This window comes from Massilia sp. LMS1-1-1.1, from assembly GCF_040815535.1.
In the GTDB taxonomy this organism is placed as follows: Bacteria; Pseudomonadota; Gammaproteobacteria; order Burkholderiales; family Burkholderiaceae_D; genus Janthinobacterium; species Janthinobacterium aestuarii.
This window is the reverse complement of record NZ_JBFPNG010000001.1, coordinates 1,669,403-1,692,430: the sequence shown is the minus strand read 5'-3', so window position 1 is coordinate 1,692,430 and position 23,028 is coordinate 1,669,403. Positions and strand designations below refer to the sequence as shown.

At 65.3% G+C, this 23,028-nt stretch carries 27 protein-coding genes; 2 read left to right on the top strand and 25 right to left on the bottom strand.

The annotated features are described in order from the left end of the window. Nucleotides 1–17 precede the first annotated feature (17 nt). From MRBLMS1_RS07735 to MRBLMS1_RS07640, 20 genes are all read right to left on the bottom strand, one after another. Nucleotides 18–1,034: a LytR C-terminal domain-containing protein gene (locus MRBLMS1_RS07735; protein ID WP_485878699.1), complete on the bottom strand. Its 1,017-nt coding sequence runs from the start codon at nt 1,032–1,034 to the stop codon at nt 18–20. A gap of 13 nt (nt 1,035–1,047) precedes the next feature. Then, nucleotides 1,048–1,995, bottom strand: a complete 948-nt coding sequence (locus tag MRBLMS1_RS07730; RefSeq protein WP_485878697.1) for a type II secretion system F family protein — start codon at nt 1,993–1,995, stop codon at nt 1,048–1,050. A 19-nt stretch (nt 1,996–2,014) separates the two neighbouring features. Then, nucleotides 2,015–2,989 (bottom strand): type II secretion system F family protein, encoded by a 975-nt coding sequence (locus MRBLMS1_RS07725; protein ID WP_034750847.1) that lies wholly within the window; start codon nt 2,987–2,989, stop codon nt 2,015–2,017. A gap of 10 nt (nt 2,990–2,999) precedes the next feature. Further along, nucleotides 3,000–4,367 (bottom strand): TadA family conjugal transfer-associated ATPase, encoded by a 1,368-nt coding sequence (locus tag MRBLMS1_RS07720; RefSeq protein WP_034750845.1) that lies wholly within the window; start codon nt 4,365–4,367, stop codon nt 3,000–3,002. A gap of 26 nt (nt 4,368–4,393) precedes the next feature. After that, the gene (locus MRBLMS1_RS07715) at nt 4,394–5,545 is read right to left on the bottom strand and encodes a CpaE/TadZ family protein (protein ID WP_128142240.1); all 1,152 of its coding nucleotides are present in this window, start codon (nt 5,543–5,545) and stop codon (nt 4,394–4,396) included. Nucleotides 5,546–5,581: 36 nt separating this feature from the next. Next, complete coding sequence (locus MRBLMS1_RS07710; protein WP_485878694.1) at nt 5,582–6,100, bottom strand: TadE/TadG family type IV pilus assembly protein; 519 nt, start codon at nt 6,098–6,100, stop codon at nt 5,582–5,584. 10 nt (nt 6,101–6,110) lie between these two features. Continuing rightward, complete coding sequence (locus MRBLMS1_RS07705; RefSeq protein ID WP_485878692.1) at nt 6,111–6,578, bottom strand: TadE/TadG family type IV pilus assembly protein; 468 nt, start codon at nt 6,576–6,578, stop codon at nt 6,111–6,113. Nucleotides 6,579–6,585: 7 nt separating this feature from the next. Further along, nucleotides 6,586–8,136, bottom strand: a complete 1,551-nt coding sequence (locus MRBLMS1_RS07700; protein ID WP_485878691.1) for a pilus assembly protein TadG-related protein — start codon at nt 8,134–8,136, stop codon at nt 6,586–6,588. Nucleotides 8,137–8,182: 46 nt separating this feature from the next. After that, complete coding sequence (locus MRBLMS1_RS07695; protein WP_485878689.1) at nt 8,183–8,470, bottom strand: hypothetical protein; 288 nt, start codon at nt 8,468–8,470, stop codon at nt 8,183–8,185. A 9-nt stretch (nt 8,471–8,479) separates the two neighbouring features. Further along, a complete protein-coding gene (locus tag MRBLMS1_RS07690; RefSeq protein ID WP_485878687.1) occupies nt 8,480–10,075 on the bottom strand; it encodes a type II and III secretion system protein family protein in 1,596 nt (531 codons plus the stop codon). Nucleotides 10,076–10,097: 22 nt separating this feature from the next. After that, a complete protein-coding gene (gene cpaB / locus MRBLMS1_RS07685) occupies nt 10,098–10,946 on the bottom strand; it encodes a Flp pilus assembly protein CpaB (RefSeq protein WP_485878685.1) in 849 nt (282 codons plus the stop codon). Beyond that, on the bottom strand, nt 10,943–12,289 hold the full coding sequence (locus MRBLMS1_RS07680) for an ATP-binding protein (RefSeq protein WP_485878683.1): 1,347 nt from the start codon (nt 12,287–12,289) through the stop codon (nt 10,943–10,945). The genes cpaB and MRBLMS1_RS07680 overlap by 4 nt, the downstream gene beginning before the upstream one ends. A gap of 31 nt (nt 12,290–12,320) precedes the next feature. Then, nucleotides 12,321–12,941 carry a methyltransferase family protein gene (locus MRBLMS1_RS07675; RefSeq protein WP_485878681.1) on the bottom strand — a complete coding sequence of 207 codons (621 nt, stop codon included), beginning with the start codon at nt 12,939–12,941 and terminating at the stop codon, nt 12,321–12,323. Nucleotides 12,942–12,981: 40 nt separating this feature from the next. After that, nucleotides 12,982–13,569: an A24 family peptidase gene (locus MRBLMS1_RS07670; RefSeq protein WP_223278975.1), complete on the bottom strand. Its 588-nt coding sequence runs from the start codon at nt 13,567–13,569 to the stop codon at nt 12,982–12,984. Then, nucleotides 13,566–14,636, bottom strand: a complete 1,071-nt coding sequence (locus MRBLMS1_RS07665) for a phosphatase PAP2 family protein (RefSeq protein WP_485878679.1) — start codon at nt 14,634–14,636, stop codon at nt 13,566–13,568. The genes MRBLMS1_RS07670 and MRBLMS1_RS07665 overlap by 4 nt, the downstream gene beginning before the upstream one ends. Then, a complete protein-coding gene (locus MRBLMS1_RS07660; protein WP_080698528.1) occupies nt 14,633–14,806 on the bottom strand; it encodes a Flp family type IVb pilin in 174 nt (57 codons plus the stop codon). Before MRBLMS1_RS07660 ends, MRBLMS1_RS07665 begins: the two co-directional genes overlap by 4 nt. A gap of 94 nt (nt 14,807–14,900) precedes the next feature. Further along, the gene (locus MRBLMS1_RS07655; RefSeq protein WP_070222439.1) at nt 14,901–15,074 is read right to left on the bottom strand and encodes a Flp family type IVb pilin; all 174 of its coding nucleotides are present in this window, start codon (nt 15,072–15,074) and stop codon (nt 14,901–14,903) included. A gap of 82 nt (nt 15,075–15,156) precedes the next feature. Then, complete coding sequence (locus MRBLMS1_RS07650) at nt 15,157–15,303, bottom strand: hypothetical protein (RefSeq protein ID WP_157814672.1); 147 nt, start codon at nt 15,301–15,303, stop codon at nt 15,157–15,159. Nucleotides 15,304–15,545: 242 nt separating this feature from the next. Beyond that, nucleotides 15,546–16,247 carry a response regulator gene (locus tag MRBLMS1_RS07645; RefSeq protein ID WP_223278976.1) on the bottom strand — a complete coding sequence of 234 codons (702 nt, stop codon included), beginning with the start codon at nt 16,245–16,247 and terminating at the stop codon, nt 15,546–15,548. Then, entirely contained in the window at nt 16,244–17,911 is a 1,668-nt protein-coding gene (locus MRBLMS1_RS07640) for a sensor histidine kinase (protein WP_128142249.1), read from the bottom strand. Before MRBLMS1_RS07640 ends, MRBLMS1_RS07645 begins: the two co-directional genes overlap by 4 nt. 240 nt (nt 17,912–18,151) lie before the next feature. On the opposite strand from MRBLMS1_RS07640, the gene MRBLMS1_RS07635 reads away from it, so the two are divergent. Beyond that, entirely contained in the window at nt 18,152–19,120 is a 969-nt protein-coding gene (locus tag MRBLMS1_RS07635; protein WP_485878676.1) for an IS1595 family transposase, read from the top strand. Between the two features lie 7 nt (nt 19,121–19,127). On the opposite strand, the gene MRBLMS1_RS07630 is transcribed toward MRBLMS1_RS07635, so the two are convergent. The 3 genes from MRBLMS1_RS07630 to MRBLMS1_RS07620 are packed head-to-tail and all read right to left on the bottom strand — an operon-like array spanning nt 19,128 to nt 21,090. Beyond that, the gene (locus MRBLMS1_RS07630) at nt 19,128–20,087 is read right to left on the bottom strand and encodes a GGDEF domain-containing protein (protein WP_485879002.1); all 960 of its coding nucleotides are present in this window, start codon (nt 20,085–20,087) and stop codon (nt 19,128–19,130) included. Between the two features lie 5 nt (nt 20,088–20,092). Continuing rightward, nucleotides 20,093–20,719, bottom strand: coding sequence for a chemotaxis protein CheC (locus MRBLMS1_RS07625; RefSeq protein ID WP_034750807.1), 627 nt, complete (start codon nt 20,717–20,719; stop codon nt 20,093–20,095). A 2-nt stretch (nt 20,720–20,721) separates the two neighbouring features. Then, nucleotides 20,722–21,090 carry a response regulator gene (locus tag MRBLMS1_RS07620; RefSeq protein ID WP_139091506.1) on the bottom strand — a complete coding sequence of 123 codons (369 nt, stop codon included), beginning with the start codon at nt 21,088–21,090 and terminating at the stop codon, nt 20,722–20,724. Nucleotides 21,091–21,297: 207 nt separating this feature from the next. Here MRBLMS1_RS07620 and rpiA point away from each other — a divergent pair, with 207 nt between their 5' ends. Beyond that, the gene (rpiA, locus tag MRBLMS1_RS07615) at nt 21,298–21,975 is read left to right on the top strand and encodes a ribose-5-phosphate isomerase RpiA (RefSeq protein WP_456150715.1); all 678 of its coding nucleotides are present in this window, start codon (nt 21,298–21,300) and stop codon (nt 21,973–21,975) included. Between the two features lie 36 nt (nt 21,976–22,011). On the opposite strand, the gene MRBLMS1_RS07610 is transcribed toward rpiA, so the two are convergent. Together MRBLMS1_RS07610 and MRBLMS1_RS07605 are read right to left on the bottom strand one after the other, a co-directional pair. After that, a complete protein-coding gene (locus MRBLMS1_RS07610; RefSeq protein ID WP_456150714.1) occupies nt 22,012–22,536 on the bottom strand; it encodes a DUF6622 family protein in 525 nt (174 codons plus the stop codon). 167 nt (nt 22,537–22,703) lie between these two features. Continuing rightward, on the bottom strand, nt 22,704–22,976 hold the full coding sequence (locus tag MRBLMS1_RS07605) for an oxidative damage protection protein (RefSeq protein ID WP_034750797.1): 273 nt from the start codon (nt 22,974–22,976) through the stop codon (nt 22,704–22,706). Between the last annotated feature and the right edge of the window lie 52 nt (nt 22,977–23,028).

Genomic DNA, 23,028 nt, shown 5'->3' with positions numbered 1-23,028 from the left:
CACCGCTGATGTCACTGTTACGGTGTCGTGTTCGACGCCAGGCGCACGTCCGGCGCGCGCAGGCTGGCCGCCGCATCCTTGCCCAGCAATAAACGCAGGTCGGCGCCCGCGCCGATACCGCCGTCGTCTGCCGCTTGCAGCTGCGGCATGCCGCCCAAGGCCAGGGCCAGGGCGGCTGCCGCCTGCGCATGACCGGAGCGGTAGACGATGCTGCTGGCCTGGACGCCGTACGGCCGTTGGTTGCCCAGCCGCAGCACGCTGATGCCCATACCGCCCAGCATGCCGCGCATGCGCGCCGCCATCCCCGTTTCTCCATTGCCGTTGATGACTTCCAGCCGTGGCAGGGTTGTCACCGGCGCCACCGGCTTTGCCGGGGCTGGCAAGGCGGCGTGCGCCGCCACGGGAGCGTCGCGCCAGCTCAGCGTGAAGATATTCGGCTGCAACTGCGTCAGCTGCAGGCGGCTGGCAGGCGCCGCTGGCGCGGGCGCCGGCGCCAGGTCGGGTGCGATGCTCTCCGCGGTGGCATCGACTGTGACTATGCTGCGCGCCAGCGCCGCGATGGTGAGATCCAGATTGGCGCGCGCCGGCTGCTGGCCGTTGTCGAGCTGCAGCGACTGGCGCAGCACGCTGGCCGCCTGGGCGTAATCGCCCTGCAGGTACAGCACGTAGCCGAGATTGTTGTAGGTCCTGGCCATCGGGGTCTCTTGTGCCAGCGCCTGCAGCATGCTGCGCGCCGTTTCCAGCTGGCCCAGTTGCGCGTGCAGCACGGCGGCGCCATTGCGCGCATCGGCCGAGTCGGGCGTCAATAGCAGGGCTTCGCTGTAGGCTGCCATCGCCGCGCGCGGGTCGCCCAGTTCCTGCATGCGCTTGCCCAGCTTGCAGAAAGCGGCGCTGCGGGTGGCGGGGCTGTCATCGATGCGCGCCTGGGGCGGCGCAGCATGGTTGCTCTGAGTGGCAGGGCCGGGCAGGTGGCCGCAGGCGGGCAGCAGGCCGGCGCAAGCGAACATGAGCATCAGGGTGGTGTGCTGTGACATGGCGGTTCTCCGGTCAGCTGCCGCTGCCCATGCTGGGCAGGAGCACGCGGTAGATTTGCAGGAAGGCTGGTCCCATCAGGACGACCAGCAGCGAAGGGAAGATGAAAAAGATCAGCGGGAACAGCAGCTTGAGGGCGATCTTCGCCGCTTCTTCCTCGGCCATCTGGCGGCGCTTGGTACGCAGCTGGTCCGACTGCACGCGCAGCGAGGAGGCGATGCTGGTGCCGAAGCGCTCGGCCTGGATCAGCATGGCCACCAGCGCGTCGACATCCTCGACGCCCGTGCGCAGGGCCAGGTTGCGCAGCGCCCGCTCCTTGGTGTTGCCGGCGCGCAGTTCCAGCATCACCAAGTGCAATTCCTCTGCCAGTACGGCACTTTTCAGGGCGATTTCGGCTGCCACCCTGGCCAGCGCGGCGTCCATGGCCAGGCCCGCTTCCACGCATACCGTCATCAAGTCCAGCGCATCGGGAAAGCTTTCGAAGATGTCGCGCTGGCGTCGCTTGATCATTTGCGCCAGCACGATATTGGGCAGGTAGTAGCCGATGGCGGCCACGATGAGCAGCCAGAACAAGAGAGCTTTGCCCGCCACCTGGCTGCCCGAGGCGCTCAGCCCCAGGAACAGCAGCAGGGGCAGGCCGATGGCCAGCATGGTCTTGGCGGAAAAGAACAGGATGGGTGCCGACGCCTGGCGCAGGCCGGCATTCATGAAGCGCCGGCGCATCACGGAGCCTTCCCAACCCTGGTCGGGCAGCGACAGTTTGGCCAGCGGGCCGCTCAGGCGCACCATGCGCGCCAGCCAGGGGCTGGGCGTGGAGGCGCCAGGCGCCGCCGCGCTCTTGCCGGTGGCGTTGTCCATGCGCTGGCGCAGGGGATCGGGGGCAAAGCTGCGCATGGCCACCAGCACGGTGCCGAAGACGGCAATGAAGAGCAGGGCGAGAAAGGCGAAATGGACGGGATTCATGAGGATTCTCCTTGCGGGCTCAGACGCGGATGCGGATGATATTGCGCATGACCAGGATGCCGCACACCATCATCACCAGGGCGCCGACGAGCATCTTGCGTCCGCCCGGATCGACGAACAGCATTTCCAGGAATTGCGGATTGGTCAGCTGGATCATGGCCGCCGCGCCGAAGGGCAGCAGCGACAAAATCCAGGCCGACAGCTTGCCTTCGGCCGACAGCACGCGCACCTGTCCCAGCAGCTTGATGCGCTCGCGGATGATGCGGCTGATGCTGTCGAGCAGCTCGGCCAGGTTGCCGCCCGTTTCGCGCTGGATCAGCACGGCGATGACGAAGTAGCGCAAGTCCGTGCTGGGCACGCGCGTGGCCAGGTTCATCAGCGCGTCCTGCATGGCGATGCCGAAATTGACTTCATCGAAGGTGGCGCGAAATTCCACGGCCAGCGGCGCGTTCATTTCATCGCCGACCATTTTCAGGGCCGTGGGGAAGGCGTGGCCGGCACGCAGGGCGCGCGCCATCAGGTCGAGCGCATCGGGCAATTGCTGCTCGATGCGCTGCAGGCGCTTGGCCTTGGCGCGCAGGACCACCAGCAGCGGCAGCAGGGCCGCGCCGGCCACCAGCGGCAGGAGCAGCAGCCACGGCACGCTGAAGTAGCTGAGCAGCAAAAATGCGGCGCCGGCCGAGGCCAGCATCACGCCGGCGAAGCTGGCCACGCTCCAGGTCATGCCCGACTGTTCCAGCAGGCGGTCGAGCGCATGCACGCGGGGCACGCTGAGCAGCACGCGCTGCAGGGACGGGGTGTCGCTCAGCAGGCGTTTCTTGATCATCGAGCTGCCCGCGTCGCCATGCGCGCCGGCCGACATGATGCGCAGGCGGCGCGCGACCCTTTCCGCTTCCGGGCCGCGCGAGGTATTCCACGCCAGGTACACGCCCTCGATCAGCAGTACCACGGCGATGAAGGTGAGGATGGCGAATACGTAATAGAGATAGTCCATGATGCTCCCCTTAATGGTACTGGCGGGCGGGATCGAACAGGGTTTCCGGCAGGCTGATGCCGAAGGCGCGCAGGCGTTCGAGGAAACGCGGCCGCACGCCGCTGGCATGGAAATGCCCCTGCACCGTGCCGTCCTCGCCGATGCCCGTCTGGCGGAAGGTGAAGATTTCCTGCATGGTGATCATCTCGCCTTCCATGCCCGTGATTTCCTGGATCGACGTGACCTTGCGCTTGCCGTCCGTCAGGCGCGACACCTGCACCACCACGCTGATGGCCGAACTGATCTGCTGGCGCATGGCTTTCACGGGCAGGGCCGCGGAGGCCATGCTGATCATGTTTTCCAGCCGCGTCAGCGCGTCGCGCGGGGTGTTCGCGTGGATGGTGGCCATCGAGCCTTCGTGGCCCGTGTTCATGGCGCCCAGCATGTCGAGCGCCTCGGCGCCGCGCACCTCGCCCAGGATGATGCGGTCGGGGCGCATGCGCAGCGCATTGCGCACCAGCGCCCGCTGCGTCACTTCACCCTTGCCCTCGATATTCGGCGGGCGCGTTTCCAGGCGCACCACGTGCGGCTGCTGCATCTGCAGTTCGGCCGCGTCCTCGATGGTGACGATGCGTTCGGCCGTGCTGATGAAGCCGGAAATCGCATTGAGCATGGTGGTCTTGCCGCTGCCCGTGCCGCCCGAGATCAGGATGTTGACCTTGGCCTTGCCCAGCGCCTGCAGGGTGGTGCTCATTTCCTCCGTGAGGCTGTGCTTGAGCAGCAGGTCGGCCAGGCGCAGGGGCTGGGCCGAAAAGCGCCGGATCGACATCACGGGGCCGTCGATGGCCAGCGGCGGGATGATGGCGTTGACGCGCGAACCGTCAGGCAGGCGCGCATCGACCATGGGGCTCGATTCGTCGATGCGCCGGCCCACGCGCGAGACGATCTTGTCGATGATTTTCATCAAATGCGCGTCGTCGGTGAAGCAGACGTCGCTCAGCTCCAGGCGGCCATGGCGCTCGACATACACCTGGCGGTAGGTATTGACGAGGATATCGGACACGCCGGGATCGGCCAGCAGCGGCTCGAGCGGGCCGAAGCCGAGCACCTCGTCCTGGATGTCGCGGATCAGCGAGCGCCGTTCCAGCTCGTTGATCACCACATTGTCTTCCGTGAGCACGTCGCTGACGAGGATTTTCAGCTCTTCGCGGATCTGCTCGCGCGACAGGCGCTGCATGCCCTCCAGGTCGACGCGGTCGAGCAGCGCCTGGTGGGTGCGGTGCTTGAGCTGCTGGTAGCTCTGGCTCGATGCGCCCTGGTGCGCGGCATCGTCATTCAGGCTGGCGTCATCCTGGGCATAGCCCAGGCGGTCCCGCAGGGTGAGTTTTTCGACAGTCATGATCGGTCTCCGGTAAATGTAGGGGATCAAGCGCGCGCCAGCAGCCGCGAAACCCAGCCTTGCGCGGCGGGCGGGGTTTCGCCGGCCATGCTGGCGGCCAGTTCCTGCAGGGCGCGCGAGACGGCGTTGTGCGGCGTCAGCTTGAGGATGGGCACGCCCTGGCTGACGGAGGCCGCCACCGCTTCGTAGTGGTTGGGGATGGATTTGTAGACGTGCTTGCCATACGCCGCTTCCAGGTCGGCCACGCGGATGCTGTCGCTGCTGGCATAGCGGTTCAGGATCAGGCGGATCTTGTCTTCGCGGTAGCCGAGGCCGCGGAACACGTCGAGCAGGCGCTTGCCGTCGCGCACATACGGCAACGTTGCCTGCAGTACGGGGAAAATCAGGTCGGCCCGGTCCAGCGCGCGCACGCTGACGGGATCGAGGCCGCGTCCCACGTCGAGCAGGATGTAGTCGTACTGGCTGCGCGCCAGGGTCAGCAAGCGGTCGATATGGTCGGCTTCGACGTCGGCCGCGTGGGCCGGGTCGTCGGCGGCGGCCAGCACGCTGTAGGCGGGCGTGATCTGGATCATGCTGGCGGTCAGCAGCGAGGCGTCGAGGCGCACGATCTGCTGCGACAGCTGCGACAGGGTGGTGGCCGGCTTGTGGTCAGAGACGAACAGCGCGGCGTCGCCGAACTGCAGGTTCAGGTCGAACAGCGCCACCTTGCGCTGTTCTCCGGCGGCCAGCGCGTAGCCGAGGTTGGCGGCGATGAAGGTGGCGCCGCTGCCGCCCTTGCACGAGACGAAGGCCAGCACCTGGCCCTTGCGCGTGACCTGCTTCTGCAGTTTTTCCTCGATGCGGCGCAAGGCGGCGCACAGGGCCGCGTCGTCGTCCGGCTGCAGCACTTCGCGCACGCCGGCGCGCATCGAGCGCAGCAGGAATTGCGGACTTTGCTGCGGGCATTGCACGATGATGGCCAGGTTCGGATGGCGTCCGCCCAGCAGCTCGAGCTGTTCCAGCTCCGCCTCGCCCGTCTGCTCCTGCTCCAGCAGCAGCAAGTCCGGCGTGACGCCGTTGTCGAATACATCGGGTATGCTGGCCAGCAGGGTGACGCGGTCGGCCGTGCTGCGTTCGCGCAGCAAGCGGGTCAGCCGTTTGAGCTGGGCTTCATTCTTCGAGACGATGACGATATTCACTTGGTACTCCCCGGTAAAAGTGTTCGGTAAAGGCGTTCAGTTGATCTGGAAGCCCAGGCTTTCGGCGTGCATGACCACCACCGAGGCTGGTACGGCGATATTGAGAAAACCGAACAGGCTGACCATCGGCGTGTAGCTGACGTTGTCGATCGAGACGCGCACGCTGTCGATGCAGCTGGCCGTGCGCGTGATGTCGCCGCAGGCCGACAGGTTGTCGCCCGGGTCCGTCGGCGGCAAGGTCACTTCGGCGCCGCTCTTGTTCAGGTAGCGGATGGTGATGTTGGCGGCCGTCAGTTCCGGCGCGGCCGGCAGGGCCGTGCCGCCGAACAGGGCCAGGGTCTTGATGGCGTCGGTCTCGTCGATCCAGCGCACCACCGCTTCGCGCGCTGCGCGGCGGGTCACTTCTTGCACCGTGTTGTACAGGTACAGCATGCGGCCAAATTCGAGGATGCCGAACAGCAGCGTGAAAAACAGCAGCGACACCAGGGCGAATTCGACGGCGGCGGCGCCGCGCTGGCGCCCGGCTGGAGGAGGTGATGAAAGGCGGCGGCGCATGGCATTCTCCTTACAGCATGTAGCGCATGGTGGTGCGCGGCGAGAGCGGCGTGGCATAGCTGCTGGCCGCGCCGATCACGAAGGGCAGGTACTGGCCCACCGACAGCGTGTAGTTGACGACTTCGACGCGGATGCCGCCCGGCGCCGTGCCATCGTTGCAGTTGCTGTCGTTGAACGCCGCGTCCAGGCAGGTGACCGTCACGTTGGCCATGGTGAAGTCGCTGATGCCGGCGCTGAGGGCCGCATCGACCACCGTCTGTCTGGCCGCCGGCACGCCCTGCGAGGCGATGCCGGCCTTGGCCTTGACGGACATGTTGCGCGCCGCGTCGCGCGTGGCCTTGGTCAGCGCGTCGTAATACCAGAAGGCGCGGCCGAAGCCGAAGATGCCTGCCAGCAGGGTGATCAGCAGGGCCAGCACGATGCCGAATTCGACGGCGGCGCCGCCGCGCTGCCTGAGGGGGGAGTGGTGGATGCGCATGGCCGCCTCACTTGTAGAGTTTGATTTCGGAATTCGGCACGGGCTCGATCAGGCCCGCGAACTCGACGTCGAGGCGCTTGGTGCCGCCGCTGAAATCGGCTTTCATCGTCATGAAGAATTTGCCGATACCGACCGCGTTCATGGTGCCGCACGAAGCGGGCCCCACGGGCGCCGTGCGGCAGTCGACCAGCACCACGTTGAGGATGCGCCGGTTGCGCTGGCCCGGATGGGCCGGCGACGGCGCCTGGAACGTGGGGCCGCTGGTCTGGTTGTACGGCGAAGGCGGCGTACTGGCAGGAAAGCCTGCGCCGGCACTGGCGGGGTAGCTGGCCGTGTCGAAGTAATTCGCCTTGGCCGTGCTGTACATGGGGTTGGCGTTGCCATCCGCGACGCTGTAGGCCGTGCCGGCCTTGGCCGGGGTGGCGCCATTGCTTTGGTAGGCGGGGCCGTAGGACCACAGCACGCCGTAGCCGGAGAACTGGGCGAACGTGGCCGATGGCGCGGGAACCGTGCCGGCCGACGGCAGCTGGTAATTCGGCTTGTTGCCGGCCAGGCTGACGGGCTGCTGGCTGGGCAAGGTGCTGGCGCCCGGTTCCATCCAGCTGGCGGGCGGCGAGTTGGCGGCGGTGGCGGCGCAGGGCGACGCGGCGCCCACGCAAGGATACTCCTTGATGTTGGTGTCGGGCGGCGCCGTAGCCGGGTCGCATACGGAGGGGCCGCCGTAATCGTCGAAGCGCGAATTGAGCGAGGCGGCCAGCGACGCCGTCATGCCCGTGTTCGTGTACACCTGGCCCGTGCCGCTGGTGATGACGGCGCTGCTGCCCGTGCACATGAAGGGCGCGGTGGAGGCGGCGCTCGCATGCGAGGCGCTGCAGGTGCCGGGCGGGGCGTCGACGGGGTTGATCAGATAGGGATCGGACGGGCCGCCCAGCGGATTGAGACCGAACAGGTTGTAGGTGACGCCGCGGCGGAAACCGAATTCCACCAGCTCCGTCAGGCCCGTGCCGACCGGCGCGGCAGGATACGTGTATTGCGCCGTCTTGTTGGCCGGATCGACGGCGCACACGCCGATCGGCGTGACGTCGTTGACGAAGCGGCCCGCCACTGCCACGCCCGAGGTGCTGGTGCTGGCGATGCCGGCGATGCCCATCAGGTAGGTGGCGAAAGTCTTGCTGCCCGTGTCGACGCGGATGAAGGTCTGGCCCTGCGGACTGGTGCGGGCGCTGGCGCCGGATGACCAGGGACCGTCCGGACTGGGGCCGAACTCGATGTTGGCGGCCGTGATGGTCAGCGCGGTGGAAAAATCGTAGCGGTTCTTTTGCGCGATGGCGATGGCCTTGGCCTGCGCATTGTCGATGCCGTCCGCGCTTTGATTGAGTTCCACGGCGCCGGCCAGGGCGGCGCTGTCGGCGCCGTTCTGCAGTTCGCTCTTGGCGATGTACAGGTGGCCCAGGTCCAGCACCAGGCCGCCCATGGCAAACAGCACCACCAGGGTCAGCCCCAGCACGATGGCGATCGCGCCCTGCTGCTTGTCGTGCCTGCGAAATGCGGTGTTCATGGCTGTCTCCTGGTGGCCTGGGGGAAGTGCATCGCGGGACCGGCGCCTACTGGCGTCCGCCCACGCCGATGGTGAAGACATTCGGTTGCGGTTCCGGCGCCGCAAACGATTTCTGGTAGCGCTGGTAGGCGCTGACGCCGGCCTTGCCGTCGATGCCGCTGACGGGGTTGGCATTGCGGTAGGCGTCCGGATACATGATCTGCTGCGCCTTGAGCAGGGCCACCGATTCGCCGAAGTGCGAATCGAGCGCGGGCGTGGTGGTGGCGGCGCAGCCGGCCAGCAGGACCAGTAGAGGCAGCAGGGTGGCGCAAGGCAGGCGATGTGCGGTTTTCATGGTGTTCTCCTATTTGAGGTCGAAGCCGGCGGCAGGCTGGGGCGCGGCCGCTTGCGGCTGCATGGGAGCCGGTGTCTGTGCCGCTGCGGGGGCGGGCGCCGGTGCGCTGCCTTCCATTTTTCCCTGCATGAACATGTCGCCGCGCGTCGGCTGGATGTAGCCGTCGGTGGGCAGCTTGTAGTCGGGCGGCAGCGGCTTGACCAGGTGCGGCGTGATGATGAAGACCAGTTCCGAGCGGTCCGTCTGGAAGTCCGTGCTGCGGAACAGGGCGCCCAGCACGGGCACTTCGCCCAGGCCTGGCATGGCCTTGATATTGCTGGTCACGTTGTTTTTGATCAGGCCGCCGATGGCGAAACTCTGGCCGTCGAACAGCTGCACCGTGGTGGTGGCGCGCCGCGTGGTAAACGATGGCAGGATGGCCGTGGCCGAGATGCCCGTGGCGGTGATGCCGATGCCGTCCTTGTTCAGGTCCGACACTTCCGGCGCCACCTTCAGGTTGATGCGGCCCCCTTCGAGCACGGTGGGCGTGAATTTCACGGCCACGCCGAACTCCTTCTCTTCCAGGGTGATGGTGGGTACGCCGTTATTGTTGGTCTGGCTGACGGGGATGAAGATTTTGCCGCCGGCCAGGAAGCTGGCCTCCTGGCCGCTGATGGCCATGATGTTCGGTTCGGCCAGCACCTTGATCAGGCCATCGCGTTTTTGCGCGTCGAGGTTGAAGAAGTTGTTCTTGCTGGCGCCGCTCAAGCCGCTGGGATTGTTGCTGAGCAGACTGGACAGCAGCGAATACGACCAGCTGCCGATGGTCTTGTTGATGCCCAGGCTGGCGCCCAGCTGGTCGACCAGCACTTTCGACACTTCGGCCACCTTCACTTCCAGCATCACCTGCTGCGGCGCGGCGATCGACAGCAGGTTGATCACGCGCGGCGTGCTGGCATCGGGCGTGGCGGCGGGGGCCGGAGCGGCGGCGCCGGCGCCTGCTGCTGGCGCTGCGCCGGAGGCGGCACTGCCGCTGCGGGCGCTGCGCTGCACATAGGCGTTGGCCAGCGACAGGGCCTGGTCGGCCTTGACGACGTCGCTGACCATGCCCGACAGGATCAGGGTGTCGCCCGCCACCGTGACGTTGATTTTTTCGTTCGGCAGCAGCTCGGCCATGCGTGCCTGCAGGCTGCTGCTGTCGATGCCGACGGCCAGGTCGATGATGGTGGCGTCATTGCTCTTGTTCCACAGGATCAGGTTGGTGGTGCCGACGGAACGCCCCAGCAGGTAGACCTCGTTGGGGTTAAGCAGGATGACGTCGGCGATGCGCGGGTCGCCGACGGACATGCGGCTGGCGGCGAACGGCAGGCGCATCAGGGTCGACTTGCCTTCGGCCAGGCTCATTTGCGGCGCCATCTCGGTACGGCCGGCGCGCGATTCGCTTTGCGGCGGCGTGGCCTTGGGCCGGGTGGTGGCGCGGCTGCTTTTGGCTACCCCGGTGTCGGCGGCAGCGGCGGTGGCGGCAACGGGTTCGCTGCGTGCCTGCGGCGCCAGGGCGCCGATCAGGGCGAGGGCAAGCGCCAGGCTGAGTACCCGGCTTCCGCTTGCTGTGCAATATGTGCTCATGGCGTGACTCCTCTGGTGCAGGTTAGAATTGTTGGGAGCTGCGTTCCAGCCCCTTGATGACATCGACCCTTGGACCGGCCGTTGGCGCGGGTGCGGCGGCGGGACGGCGGCGTGGCAGCGGCTTGGCTTGCACCATGGCGGCGGGGGCTGCCATGGCGACTTTTTCATCGAGCAAACTGGACTTGGTGGCGCCTTCCGTGTTGACGGGCTTGTCCTCGACCTGGTTGCGCAGCACCAGCGACAGGGTGCCCACGCTGCGTGCCAGGTCGAGTTTTTCCGCCTGGTCCGGCGTCAGCTCCAGGGTCACGGCGTTGACCACCTTGGGCTTGGTGTCGTCGCGGCTCGATTCCTGGGCGATGGCCAGCACGAGGATGCGTTCGAGCACGATCTTGGAAATGTTCGGATCGCGGTCCGGCGTCTTGCGCGCTCCTTCGCCTTGGGTGTTGACGAGGATGTCGACGAAGTTGCCGGGCAGGGCGAAGCCGGCCACGCCCACCACATCGTTGACGCGCACGGTCATGGCGCGCTTGCCCTCGGCGACGACGGCCGACAGGCCGCCTTGCGTGCCCGGAGGCGCCAGCTTGCCTTCCATGATCGGTTCGCCGTGCTGGATGCTGGTGCGCGTGACGCGCGTTTCCAGCAGTTTCGGATCGTTGATGGCGCCCGGCGGCAGCGCGTTCGATGGCCAGTCCACCATGCGCACCATGTCGGGCGTCAGGCGCGCGCCCAGGCTGATGTCGACCTGGGCCACGGCCACCTTGTTGATGTTGCCCGAGGCTTGGGCATTGATCCAGCGCGCGGCCACGATGACCGCGGCGAACGCCAGGATGACCGCAATGGCCATCATCGTCAGAGCGCGTGCGTTTCTCATTTTGCTTCCCCTTTGTGCTGGACCGCTTCCGGTCCGGTGTGTGTGCTTGCAAGGTCGTCATCGCTGCCGAAATAGTTTTTCCATGCCCACAGCAGCCCTTCCGGCGACAGCTGCGCCGCGTGGTCTTCATAGCGTGCCTGGTCGCAGATCTGCGCGAGGATGTCGCGCGGATAGCAGGCCATCAAGGGCCGCCCGTACTGGCTGTGCAGGTGCAGCAGGTAGGTGTAGGAGGCTTCGTCGAAATTGATGCCCAGCTGGGCGCAGGTGTTGCGGAACACGGCCAGGTAGTGGTAGGCGCTCAGGGGCCCCACATGGATCTTGTAGCCGATGCGGCGCAGGAAGGAGTCGTCGGCCAGGTGCTGCGGCGCCAGGTTCGACGAGAACACGACGATCACGTCGAAGGGCACGGGAAATTTGTAGCCCGTGTGCAGCGACAGGTAATCGATGTGGCGCGCCATCGGCACGATCCAGCGGTTCATCAGCTCCACGGGCGAGCAGCGCTGGCGGCCCAGGTCGTCGATGATGAAGATGCCGTTGTTGGCCTTCAGGTGCGGCGGCGCCTGGTACAAACGCGTGCCCTGGTCGAATTGCAGGTCCAGCATGTCGAGCGTCAGCTCGCCGCCCGTCAGCACGGCGGGGCGCTCGGCGCGCACCCAGCGCGGGTCGGACGGCACGGGGCCGCCGCGCGACACGGTGTGCAGCATGGGGTCGAGGAAGGGCAGCACTTCGCCGTCGACCATCACGGCATGGGGCAGCGCGATGGCGCCGCTGAGCAGGCCGTTCAGGCGCTCGGCCAGGTAGCTCTTGCCGCTGCCGGCGGGGCCGTGGAAGAACAGGGCGCGCCCGGAGTTCATGGCCGCGCCCAGCTGGTCGAGCACGGCCGAACTGGCCACCACGTTGCGAAATTCGCGCTGCACGTCGTCGCGGGTGACCTGCATGTCCGCCACGCTTTGCGCCAGCACCTGGTTGCTGTAATCGGCGAGGGTGACGGGAGCGGGACCGCTGTAGGCATTGCGGCGCATGTACTCGGCGGCGCGCAGGCGGCCCTGGTCGCCCAGCAGATAAGACAGGTCGGCGTCGGTGCCGCTGCCGCCGTTGCGGCGCGCTTCGCACAGTTTTTCGGCGCGCATGAAAGTGAGCAGCGGCTCGAGCACGCCGGCGCCCAGTTTCACGTGCGTCGACAGGGCGGGCAGGCCGATCTGGCCGCGCTGGAAGAGTATCTTGACCAGCAGTTCGACGAGGAACAGGAAGGGCAATCCCGTTTCCTCGACCGTGCGTGGCGCGCGCTTGGCCGCCGGTTCGACGCCGCCGCCGTCGCTGCGTTCTGGATAGGTGTCAGGCATGATGGATGCTCCTCGCTCGGGTGGCCGGATATCAGAAAATGAAGGGCAGCAGGCGGTACTTCACCTGGCGCATGTAGACGCGATAGCGCACGTCGGTGGACAGGAAGCGCTCTTCGCGCAGCAGGCGCATTACCATCATCGTCATCGTCGCCACATAGATGGCGGTGTTGGCGAGCGAGGTGTTGGCCAGCAGGTAGCCGCTCAGGGAAATCAGGTAGCTGGCATACAGCGGATGGCGTACCACGCGGTAGACGCCGCCCGTCTTGATCTCGCGCTGCGCCGCCACCAGGCCGAAGCTGCGGTTCAGCGACAGCAGGCCGGCGATCTGCAGCAGGCTGCCGACGGCCAGCAGGTAGCGCGCGCCTGGCCAGATGGCCATGTCGGCTGGCGCGAAGAGGAAGGGGGCGAAGGTGGCACCGATGGCCAGCAGCCAGTCGCCCGTATCGGTCGAGACGCTGACGGGGGCCGAACGCACGATGAAGAACAGCGCGGCCAGGGTTTCGGCGACGCAGAACAGCAGATAGCTCCAGTCGCCGCTGTGCAGGAATCCCACCACGTGGGCGCTGGCAAAGAACGCCCACAGGCAAGCCATGGCGATGCTGGTGAGCAGGCTGGCGTGGCGCGAGTGGCAGAAGGTGGCGAGGGTGTCCATGGTCGGGTCCTAGGGTGGCGGGTCGTCGGAGCGGCGCGTTTCAGCGCAGGCTCCACAGGTGGTTGTAGTGCAGGAGCACTTGCAGCAAGGTGCCGCTGGCGATGGCGAAGGCGTAGGCCAGCTTGCCGGTGGCGGGCGGCGGTTCGGCGATCGTGGCGGCGCCGCCGGCAAGGCTGTGCAGCAGCGCGCCCAGCATCATGTGATAGGTATTTTTCAGTACCTGGCGCAGGCGCTGGCCGGCCAGCGCGGCGGCCAGGGCCAGCACGCCGCCGCACAGGAAGGTCAGCAAGGCCGCTTCGAGCACGGCGTCGGGGCCCAGGAAGGCGCCGCACATGGCCATCAGCTTGACGTCGCCGGCGCCCAGGGCGCGCAGCAGATACATGGGCAGCAGCAGGGCCAGTCCGGCAGCGGCGCCGGCCAGCGCCTGCAGCAGTCCCAGGCCACCGAAGGCCGCGTCGAACAGGCCGGCGCCCGATGGCACGAAGCTGTTCAGGATCAAGCCCGCCAGGGTGCCCCACAGCACCAGCCGGTTCGGGATGCGGCGCGTGCGCAGGTCGTGCCACAGGGCGGCAGCGAGCAGGGTGGCCAGCACGGCCAGGCACAGCAGCATGGGCAGGTGGGCGTTCATGATGTCAGTCCTTCCTTGCCCATGCAGGGCGCCGTGGCCAGGCGCACGACCGGTGCCGCGGCCTGGCTGCCCAGCAGCCGTCCCACCAGGTGCCACACAAGGGCTGCGCCGGCCGCGCCGACATAGCCGTCGAGCGCATAGTGCCAGCCCAGGTGGATGGAGCCGAGCAGGATCAGTACGGCGAAGGCGGACAGGGCGATGCCGGCGGCGCGGTTGACGTTCCAGCCCACGATGGCCATCAGCATGGCCGTGGCCACATGCATGCTGGGCATGGCGGAGATGCCCAGTTCGCCGTTCGCGCCCTTGCTTTGATAGCCTTGCCACAGCATCTCCTGCACCTGCAGTGCCCAGACGGGGACATGCTGGTTGGCGTCATGCAGGTAAGCCATCAGCGGCGCATACGGATCGCTGGCGTGCAGGTGGCCGTAGTAGCAGGGGCCGACCGAGGCAAACAGCACGGCCATGATGCTGCCCAGGACGATCCAGGTCAGTGCAAAGCTGAGCAGGAACTGCATGCGCAGCAGCGGGCGGCGCGTGTCGAGGATGAGCCAGTACAGGATGGCGTAGAACAGGAAGAACCAGAAGTGGTAGCTGAAGTTGAGCAAGCCCGTGACGAGCGGGTGGCCCAGCAGCGGCTGCAGCCTTTCCCATGGCGCCATGCCGCCATGCAGCGCGACGTCCCAGGCGGACAGGGTGGCATCCCAGGTGTAGGGGTGCAGGCGCGGGATGGCGCCCTTGATGACGGTGAAGCTGGAGGCGAAGACGGGGATCAGCAGCATGGCCGGCAGCGCGTGCAGCAGGCGCTCGTTGCTCAGGTAGCGGCGCAGATCGTGGTACAGATAATGGCACAGGCGGTGCGGGCGTTTCATCACCATGACGTGGATGGTGTAGCCGCACAGGATGAAGACGGGGCCCGTGAGGATGGCCACGAGGAAGCCGGCCAGCACGTTGAGGATGTCCGCTGCGCTGGGCAGGCCGCCAGCCAGCAGCATCGCCACGGCGGCGTACGGCAGCACGATCAGCAGCAGGGCGCGGTGGGTGCGCAGCGAGAGGCGCAGGGTATTCATGACAGGGCCAGGACCACTTGGTCCTTGACGTAGACAAACAGCAGCTTGACCTGGTCGCCAAGCACGGTGATCGTGATGACCAGCACGACCGCGATCAGGCCCGCCAGCAGCGCGTATTCGATCGCTGTGACGGCGGACTCGTCGGATACACGGCTGAAGAGAGATTTCACGATGGGCCTCGCTATGCGTCGTCAAGGTGGGTGTGCCGGGAATGGGGGGAAGCGTAGTCCGGGCTGGCGCTGGGCCGGCCCGGACAGCACCGCGTCAGGCATTGGCGGTGGTCAGCTTGGTGCCGATGGTGCTGAAGGTTTTTTTCAGCTGCGTGCCGACGATGGTGATGGCGGCGATGATCACGACGGCAATCAGGGCAGCGATCAGGCCGTACTCGATTGCGGTGACGCCATCTTCTTCGCGGATAAAGTTTTTGATGAGGTTCATGACAACTCCTGGTGTGGTTAAGGTACGGCGGTGGATGAAACGGCATGGCGGTGTTGCTTCATGGTGCTACGACCTGGCGCGCTCATGGGCTTTCGCCCAGTGCCAGCAGTCCGATGATGCATACCACCGCCATGAGGGCCGCCACCAGGGCATAGCGGTAGAACGCAGCCTTTTCCTTGCCCTGCAAATAGGTGATCAGGGCGGTCGGAAGAAACTTGTCAAGGCGCATGCTGTGCTCCGTGTCGTGGTGGGCCGTGCGGTGATTTGCACTCCGGTAAATCCACTATAGAAGTTGGCACCTTGATCTACATCAGAAGAACATCCTTTTATTGCAAGGAGGAACTGCTTGTTTTTTTCGTGACAATTGTCATGGTCGAGTCTGGCGCGCAGACGCAACGGCCGTGCCGCTGGCTGGCGAAGGGGAGGCGGGGAGGAAACACGCGGCCGTGGCCGCGCGGGGATGCAGCAGGATCAGGCGCCGGGCGGCAATTGGCCCAGCTGGTGCTTGGTGGCGTAGGCGTACAGTTCCAGGCGGTTGTACACGCCCAGCTTGCGGTAGATCGACGTCAGGTGATTGCGCAAGGTGTGTTCGGAGATGAACAGCTGGTCCGCCAGCAGCTTGGCCGGCGTGCCGCTGCCGTGCACCAGCGCGGCGATGATCTTTCTTTCCTTGAGGGTCAGGCTGGCGATGGCGATCGCTTGCGCCGAGCCGCCACCGGGCTGGGTCAGCTGCGTCAGCATGCGTCCCAGCATCGCGTGTTCCAGCCACAGCTCGCCCTGGTACACCTTTTCGATGGCCTTCAAGACCATCTCCGCCGGCGCATCCTTGCTGACGATGCCGCGCGCGCCCTTGAGCACCGTCTGGTCGAGGACGGCCTGGTCGTGGCTGGCCGTCAGCACCAGCACGCGCGTGCCGCCGCTCTGCGCCAGCGCGGGCAGGATGGACAGCGAGCTGATGCCGCCCAGGTCCAGGTCCAGCACGATCACATCCGGTTGCAGCGCTTTCGCCTGCTCCAGCGCCTCGGTGCCGTCGGAGGCCGTGGCGACCACGCGCATGCCCGAGTGTTCGCCACCGATCAGCCGCTCCAGGCCCCACAGCATGGTCTTGTGATCGTCCACCAGCATGACGCTGATGACATGGCTGGCCGGTGGCATGTGGCGTACGTCGTTCATATGGGGATCTCGATCTGCACGGAGGTGTTGCCCAGCATGCCATGCGTGACGCGGGCCGTGCCGCCGAGGGCGGCGGCGCGCTCGGCCAGCGAGTCGGGCAGGAAATCGGGGACGTGCGCGGCGGCGCATTCGTTGTCGATGCTGATGTGCAGCGCGCCCTGCACGCAGGTCAGCTTGACGGCGCCGTGGCGCGCCGACGTATGCTTGCGGATATTGCTCATGCCCTCGTTGACGATCTGGAACACCTCGGCCGCCAGGCGGTCGTTGATGTGCAGGTCGCCTTCGATCTGCAGAGCGATGTCGATGCCATAGAATTCGCGGATCTGCGTGGCCTGGCGGCGCAGCGCGACCAGCAGTTCCGGCTCGCTTTGCACTTGCCCGTTCTTGAACGTGCGCGCGTAGCTGCGCAGGTCGGCGATCACCTGGCCTGACATGATAATCAGTTTTTCCAGTTCCGGCAGCAGCGGATTGCCCGGCGTGGCTTCGTTGCGCAAGGCGGCCAGGCCGTGGCGCAAGCCGATATACGGCTGCACGGCCGTGTCATGCAGGTCGCGCGCGATCTTTTCGCGTTCGCGCGAGGCCGCCTGCGACGCCAGCCGGTCGAGCAGGTTGATGTTTTCAATGACGGGAAACGCCTGCGCGCCGATATGGCTGAGGAACAGGGCATCCGTCTTGCTCATGCTGGTGGCGGAGACGATAAAGATGCGGCCTTTGCCATTGCGCAGAGGCAGCGGCGCGCTGATGAAGGCGTGCGCTTCGAGCAGTTCGGCCAGGCGGGCACCCGCCGCGTCGTCATGCCGCAGCCAGCGTCCGCTGTCGGGCTCGAGCATGCGCGCGCCGCCTATCCACGGCAGCCAGGGGCCGGCGGGCTGGTTGTACAGCGCGATTTTATCGTGCGGGAAAGCGAGCAGGGGACTGGCCGCGTCGTCGCTGAGGAGCGAGCTGGTGTGCACGACGCCCGTTGCCGTTTGCAGCACGCTGCGCAGCGACCAGACGCGCGTGCCCTTGTCCTGCATGATCAGCAGGCAGCTGCGGCCGTTGAAATAACTGCGGGTTTTTTCCAGCACCGAGGTAATGGTCTGGTCGACGCCGAAGCGCGGATTGGACAGCTGGCTGACATCGCGCAGCAGCGCCAGATGGCTGCGCTGCGTGATGGCCGAACCACCCCAGTAAGCGATCATGTAGCCGAGCGCCAGCAGGAAGGTGGTGCGCAGCAGCAGGCGCGACAGTTCCGCATCCGTTTCGCCGAACAGCGCCGTGGCGGCGAACAGGCCGGCCGAAGCGAGGGTGACGCGCGCGCCTTCCTCGAAGCCGCGCTGGAACGACGAGGTCAGGATGGCAAAGAAAAAAAACAGGAAGAATAAAGTGTTGTGGCTGCTGGTGGAAAACACGATCAGCGCATACCAGGCCACGTCGAGCCAGTACAGCAAGATATCCTGGGGCAGGCTGAGGCCCAGCACGGCCAGCACGTAGAGCAGCAGGCTGTGCATGGTGTAGGCGGAAAAGATCAGCCAGGTAATCTTGCTCAGCTTGCCGGCGCTTTCGGGGTCGATGAACAGGGTCAGCAAGGTGGCGCTCGACAGCAGCAGGCGCATGCCGTTCACCATGGTCGTATCCATGCCAGCACCCGGCAAGCCGGATTTGAGGGGAGGATCGAGATTCACAAGCGCTCCTGGCCGTGTCCCGCATGGTGAGCCATGCGCAGGGATAGATACCACAGATAAATTCTTGTTGTTGTTGCTGCAATCACTGACGAGTCTACGCACACGCCGGAAAGATGTCTACTGGAATCCTTTGTCCGGCGTTGCTTTTTTTGGCTCTGTCATCGGCAAGTAGGGAAATGCCGGAATCTTCCCTTGGTTGTGTTGTCTGACTCTGCATATCAATCACACAGGGAGCAGATCATGCGGCCAGCCGAATGGATCACCTTGATTGCGCAGTTTGCTCAGTTGAGTCAGCGTCAGCGGCAAACAGGCATTGCCCTGCTGCATGGCAACGCGCCACACGACGCGACCGTCGCGCTGCTGGAAAGTGTGGCGCAGCCGCGATTGGTCTGTCCCGCCTGCCATTCGGCGCACCTGCACCGGCATGGTCATGCGCACGGCCTGCAGCGCTACCGCTGCGTGCCGTGCGGCAGCACCTTCAATGCGCTCACCGGCACGCCCCTGGCCCGCTTGCGCCATAAATCGTTGTGGCTCGCCTATGCTGATTGCCTGCTGGCATCGGATTCCGTGCGCAAGGCGGCCAGTCAATTAGGAGTGCATCGCAACACCACCTTTCGCTGGCGCCACCGGTTTTTATCGCTGGCCAAGACGGACCGGCCGCATGGCCTGCATGGCATCGCCGAGGCCGACGAGTTATATCTGCTGGAATCGGAAAAGGGATCCAGAAACATGACGCGTCCGGCACGCCGCCGGGGCGGCCATGCCCGCCAGCGCGGCATATCGAATGAACAGGTCTGCATCCTGGTGGCGCGCGACCGCACGGGACAGACCCTCGATTTCGTCACGGGCAAAGGGGCGCTGACGAAGGCGCAGCTGCACCACTGTTTGTTGCCCATGATCGACAAGGATGTGCTGCTGGTCACCGATGGCCATCCCGCCTACCGGGCCTTCGCCAGGGAAGCGGGGATCAGCCACCAGGCCGTCAACTTGCGCGCCGGCATCCGCGTGCAGGGCGCCGCCCACGTGCAGAACGTCAACGCCTATCACAGCCGTTTGCGGCAATGGATGGGGCCGTTTCACGGCGTGGCGACGCGCTACCTGCCGAACTACCTGGGCTGGCGCTGGATACTCGACGCCGGGCGCATCCGTTCACCGGAAACGCTGTTGAAAGCAACGCTGGGTGCATTTCCACATCTGACGGTGACATAGCTTTTTTTTACAGCGGCTGCACCATCACGCGGTTGCGCCCGGCGCCCTTGGCCAGGTACAGGGCGCGGTCGGCGGCGCCGATCAGGGCGGCGATGGTCGGCTGCTGCTGCGGGTGCTGGGTGGCGATGCCGATGCTGACCGTAATGTGCTTGACCTCATTGCCCGTCTTGGCATGCGGAATACGCAGCCCGGCCGCCCGTTCGCGGATCGCCTCGGCCATGCGCAGCGCCTGCGCCGCGTCCGTGTCGGGCAGGATGGCGGCAAATTCCTCGCCGCCATAGCGCGCCAGCAAGTCCGTGGGGCGCTGCAGCATGGCGGCCAGTTCGGCCGCCACTCGTATCAGGCAGTCATCACCTTGCTGGTGACCGTAATGGTCGTTGTAATCCTTGAAATGGTCGATGTCGATCATCAGCAGCGACAGGGGGCTGCCCGTGCGCATGGCGCGCCGCATTTCCTTTTCGATCGCCACGTCGAAGTGGCGGCGGTTGGCGATGCCCGTCAAGCCGTCGGCAAAGGTTTGCGAACGCAAGACCATGGTTTGTTCGCGCAGCAGCTTTTCGCGGCCCACGGCGATGGTCACATCATTGATCTGGATCAGGCAGTGGCGCTGCGAACCGGGCAAATTGATCGGCGTGACGGCAATCGCCTGCTGCATGCGCTCCCGGCCTTCGGCCGCGCCATGCGTGTACAGGGGGAATGGCGCCTTGTGCAGGGTTTGCGACAGCAGCGACTGGAAATTGTCGCGCAGGGCCTGGGTGATGGCCGAATCGATGCGCTTGTGGCGCAATTCCGGATAGACGGCAAAGAAATCCTGGCCCAGCACGGCGTCGGCCTGGCACGCCGAGTGGCGCGCCATCCAGTGGTTCCACAGCACGATGCGGTGCTGTTCGTCGAGCACGATGGCGCCCAGGTTGACGGCGCCGAGTATGCTCTCGAGCAGGGCGAGTCTGTGCAAGGCCTCCGGCATGATCGTCACGCCTGTCCCAGGACCTTGGCCAGATAGCGGCTGACCTGCTGCTTCAGGTCGTGCAAGGCGGACAGGTCGAGCACGAATGCCACATAACCGTGGATCTGGTGCTTGGACAACACGAAGTCGATATGCAGCATCAGCACGACGGCGTCGTCATCGTCGCCGCCGAACGAGGACAGGATTTCCGCGCTGGTGCCCACATGGTACAGGGGCAGCGAGCCATGCAGTTCACTGTCGAACAGGTTGGCCAAAGTTCCCACGCAGGAATTGAGGATGATGTTGCCGATTTCGCTCATCGCCTCCTGTTCCATTTCCGTCAGTTCCTGCAGCGGCATGGCGTCGCCCACCATCAGGCGCACGATTTCCAGGCTCTTGTCTTCGGGGAACATCAAGATGGCTTCGGTGGCGAAGGCGCCATCGTAATGCTGGCTGACGCCGCAGATGCGTTCGCCATCCTTCTTGCTGCCCAGCAAGGCAGCCGCGTCGGCACGGTTCAGGAAGGTGATCGACGGCACCGACATGGTGACTTCTTCATTGACGATTTCGCTCATCGCGGCGGCCGCATGGCCCACCCCGATGTTGAATATCTCTACGAGGGCATCGTTCTCGAGTTCGGAGAGATTGACCATGCTCACAGTCCCAGTAACTCGATCAGCTGGTGGATGCGCGTTTCTGTGATCGGTTTTTCCATGAAGCCGACGCCGAGTTCGCTGGCGCGGTTGCGGATGGCGTTTTGCACGTTGGCCGTGACGAGAACGATGTGCGTTTGCGGGCACAGCGCGCGCAATTGTTCCGCCGCCGCCACGCCGCCCATGCCGGGCATGTTGACATCCAGTAATATCAGCACAGGGCTGATGGTCTTGACTTTTTCCAGGGCCTCTTCACCCGTCGCCGCCTCAATCACTTGCCAGTCAGCATGTTTGCTGAGGATGAACTGATGCGACATCAAACGTGAAACCCGGCTGTCATCGACAACAAGTACCTGTTTACTGTGATTCATGTGCTATTCCTGGAACGTCATATCGGGCAATCGTGCCATTTTCGCATATTTTAGAGTGCATAGAGAGTAATTGGCTGGGAATTGCCCTGGGGCAAAGGTTTCCAGCTTGGCTGTTGTATTCCATCGCATGGCCCGTCATCATGGCCGGCTGGCCGGGCTGGCAATCCGTTAAAATAGCGGCATTCCTCACTTTAGCCTTTTTTTGCCATGACCCAAGACGAATTGAAGCAAGCCGTAGCCCGCGCCGCCATTAACTATGTGGTGGACGGTGAAATCATCGGTGTCGGCACCGGTTCCACTGCCAACTTTTTCATCGATGAACTGGCCAAGATCAAGGACCGTATCAAGGGGACGGTCGCGTCGTCCGAAGCGACGGCCGCGCGCCTGGCAGGCCATGGCATTCCCGTCTTCGACTTGAACGACGTCGAATCGATCGCCGTCTACATCGATGGCGCCGATGAAATCACGGCCAGCGGCGCCATGATCAAGGGCGGCGGCGCGGCATTGACGCGTGAAAAGATCGTCGCATCCGTCGCGAAACAGTTCGTCTGCATCGCCGACGGCTCCAAGCTCGTCGATACCCTGGGCGCCTTCCCGCTGCCGGTGGAAGTGGTGCCGATGGCGCGCGCCGCCGTCTCGCGCCAGCTGGCCGCACTGGGCGGCACGCCCCGCTTGCGCCTGAAGGCGGGCAGCACGGAAGCGTTCATTACGGATAACGGCGGCGAGATCATCGACGTGCTGGGCTTGAAAATTGCCGACCCGGTGGCGCTGGAACAGCATATCAACCAGATCGTCGGCGTCATCGCCGTCGGCCTGTTCGCCGTGCGCGGCGCGAATGTCTGCCTGCTGGGCATGCCGGAAGGCGTGCGTACCCTGGCCTACTAAGTTGATAGCCGGCGTTTGCCGGCATCTAGACTTGTCTTACACGGCGGCCCCTTGCGGGCCGCTTGTCATAGGTGCCTGGCGGTACACGGCCACGGTGCGCAGCAAGCCGCCGAGGAAGAGGCCGCTGAAGCAGCCATAGGCGAGGCACACAGGTGCGATGAAGCCGGTCGCGTGGGCATAGGCTGGGGCGATGGCCAGGGTCACGGCCACCGCATATTTCATGCAGAAGATACTTATCATCAGGATCAACGGCACCCAGCTGCCAGGACGCCGCACGCTGCTCCGTTCGGGAATGGCGACGATCTTGCGCGCATCGGTCAGCGTCCACGCCAGCGCCGCACCGGCCAGGGCGCCGATTGCCCAGGCGAACGGCGCCACGCCATCGAAGCCGAAACTGCCATGCACGCCGCTCAGCGACAGCGCCAGCATCACCAGGGGAATGATGCACAGCTTGCGCAAGGTCACTTCGCGCGCGCGGCTGGCCAGCACGCCCCGGTAGACGAGAAAGCCCAGGATGGCCCAGACGTAGAGGGGAGTGTGGCTGAAGATTTGCTGCAACATGGTGTCCGCCTTGGAATGAGGTTGTCGATGGACGTACTGTGCCAGCCGGCGGCATGGGCGGCGAGCGGTGTGCGATGAAACGGGGAGGCGGTGCCGTGAAACGGCGGAGGCGGGCGTGAAACGCAGGCGAAACTGCCCGTGACGTGGTCACGGGCAAGCGATAAAACTTACTCGGTTGGCGGCACGTAACCCATGGCGGCATCGGCGCCATCGCCGAAGAAATGCTTTTCCATCTGCGTGGCCAGGTATTTGCGGGCGCGCGCGTCGGCCAGGTTCAGCCGGTTTTCATTGACCAGCATGGTCTGGTGCTTGAGCCAGGCAGCCCATGCTTCCTTCGACACGGATTCGTAAATCTTCTTGCCCAGTTCGCCCGGGTACGGCGGGAAATCCAGTCCTTCGGCTTCCTTGTTGAGTTTGATGCAGTGGATCGTGCGGGCCATCTGTGCTCCTGAATCAGTGTAGAGATAAAGCGTGATTATAAGGCACTTTGCG

Excerpts from the sequence above, each read along its gene's own strand:
- MRBLMS1_RS07700 (WP_485878691.1), bottom strand. The coding sequence starts at position 8,136 with ATGAACACCGCATTTCGCAGGCACGACAAGCAGCAGGGCGCGATCGCC.
- MRBLMS1_RS07675 (WP_485878681.1), bottom strand. The coding sequence starts at position 12,941 with ATGGACACCCTCGCCACCTTCTGCCACTCGCGCCACGCCAGCCTGCTC.
- MRBLMS1_RS07650 (WP_157814672.1), bottom strand. The coding sequence starts at position 15,303 with ATGCGCCTTGACAAGTTTCTTCCGACCGCCCTGATCACCTATTTGCAG.
- MRBLMS1_RS07690 (WP_485878687.1), bottom strand. The coding sequence starts at position 10,075 with ATGAGCACATATTGCACAGCAAGCGGAAGCCGGGTACTCAGCCTGGCG.
- MRBLMS1_RS07620 (WP_139091506.1), bottom strand. The coding sequence starts at position 21,090 with ATGAATCACAGTAAACAGGTACTTGTTGTCGATGACAGCCGGGTTTCA.
- MRBLMS1_RS07710 (WP_485878694.1), bottom strand. The coding sequence starts at position 6,100 with ATGCGCCGCCGCCTTTCATCACCTCCTCCAGCCGGGCGCCAGCGCGGC.
- MRBLMS1_RS07665 (WP_485878679.1), bottom strand. The coding sequence starts at position 14,636 with ATGAATACCCTGCGCCTCTCGCTGCGCACCCACCGCGCCCTGCTGCTG.
- MRBLMS1_RS07625 (WP_034750807.1), bottom strand. The coding sequence starts at position 20,719 with ATGGTCAATCTCTCCGAACTCGAGAACGATGCCCTCGTAGAGATATTC.
- rpiA (WP_456150715.1), top strand. The coding sequence starts at position 21,298 with ATGACCCAAGACGAATTGAAGCAAGCCGTAGCCCGCGCCGCCATTAAC.
- MRBLMS1_RS07725 (WP_034750847.1), bottom strand. The coding sequence starts at position 2,989 with ATGGACTATCTCTATTACGTATTCGCCATCCTCACCTTCATCGCCGTG.
- MRBLMS1_RS07705 (WP_485878692.1), bottom strand. The coding sequence starts at position 6,578 with ATGCGCATCCACCACTCCCCCCTCAGGCAGCGCGGCGGCGCCGCCGTC.
- MRBLMS1_RS07720 (WP_034750845.1), bottom strand. The coding sequence starts at position 4,367 with ATGACTGTCGAAAAACTCACCCTGCGGGACCGCCTGGGCTATGCCCAG.
- MRBLMS1_RS07630 (WP_485879002.1), bottom strand. The coding sequence starts at position 20,087 with ATGCCGGAGGCCTTGCACAGACTCGCCCTGCTCGAGAGCATACTCGGC.
- MRBLMS1_RS07730 (WP_485878697.1), bottom strand. The coding sequence starts at position 1,995 with ATGAATCCCGTCCATTTCGCCTTTCTCGCCCTGCTCTTCATTGCCGTC.
- MRBLMS1_RS07635 (WP_485878676.1), top strand. The coding sequence starts at position 18,152 with ATGCGGCCAGCCGAATGGATCACCTTGATTGCGCAGTTTGCTCAGTTG.
- MRBLMS1_RS07735 (WP_485878699.1), bottom strand. The coding sequence starts at position 1,034 with ATGTCACAGCACACCACCCTGATGCTCATGTTCGCTTGCGCCGGCCTG.
- MRBLMS1_RS07655 (WP_070222439.1), bottom strand. The coding sequence starts at position 15,074 with ATGAACCTCATCAAAAACTTTATCCGCGAAGAAGATGGCGTCACCGCA.
- MRBLMS1_RS07670 (WP_223278975.1), bottom strand. The coding sequence starts at position 13,569 with ATGAACGCCCACCTGCCCATGCTGCTGTGCCTGGCCGTGCTGGCCACC.
- MRBLMS1_RS07680 (WP_485878683.1), bottom strand. The coding sequence starts at position 12,289 with ATGCCTGACACCTATCCAGAACGCAGCGACGGCGGCGGCGTCGAACCG.
- cpaB (WP_485878685.1), bottom strand. The coding sequence starts at position 10,946 with ATGAGAAACGCACGCGCTCTGACGATGATGGCCATTGCGGTCATCCTG.
- MRBLMS1_RS07605 (WP_034750797.1), bottom strand. The coding sequence starts at position 22,976 with ATGGCCCGCACGATCCACTGCATCAAACTCAACAAGGAAGCCGAAGGA.
- MRBLMS1_RS07610 (WP_456150714.1), bottom strand. The coding sequence starts at position 22,536 with ATGTTGCAGCAAATCTTCAGCCACACTCCCCTCTACGTCTGGGCCATC.
- MRBLMS1_RS07645 (WP_223278976.1), bottom strand. The coding sequence starts at position 16,247 with ATGAACGACGTACGCCACATGCCACCGGCCAGCCATGTCATCAGCGTC.
- MRBLMS1_RS07695 (WP_485878689.1), bottom strand. The coding sequence starts at position 8,470 with ATGAAAACCGCACATCGCCTGCCTTGCGCCACCCTGCTGCCTCTACTG.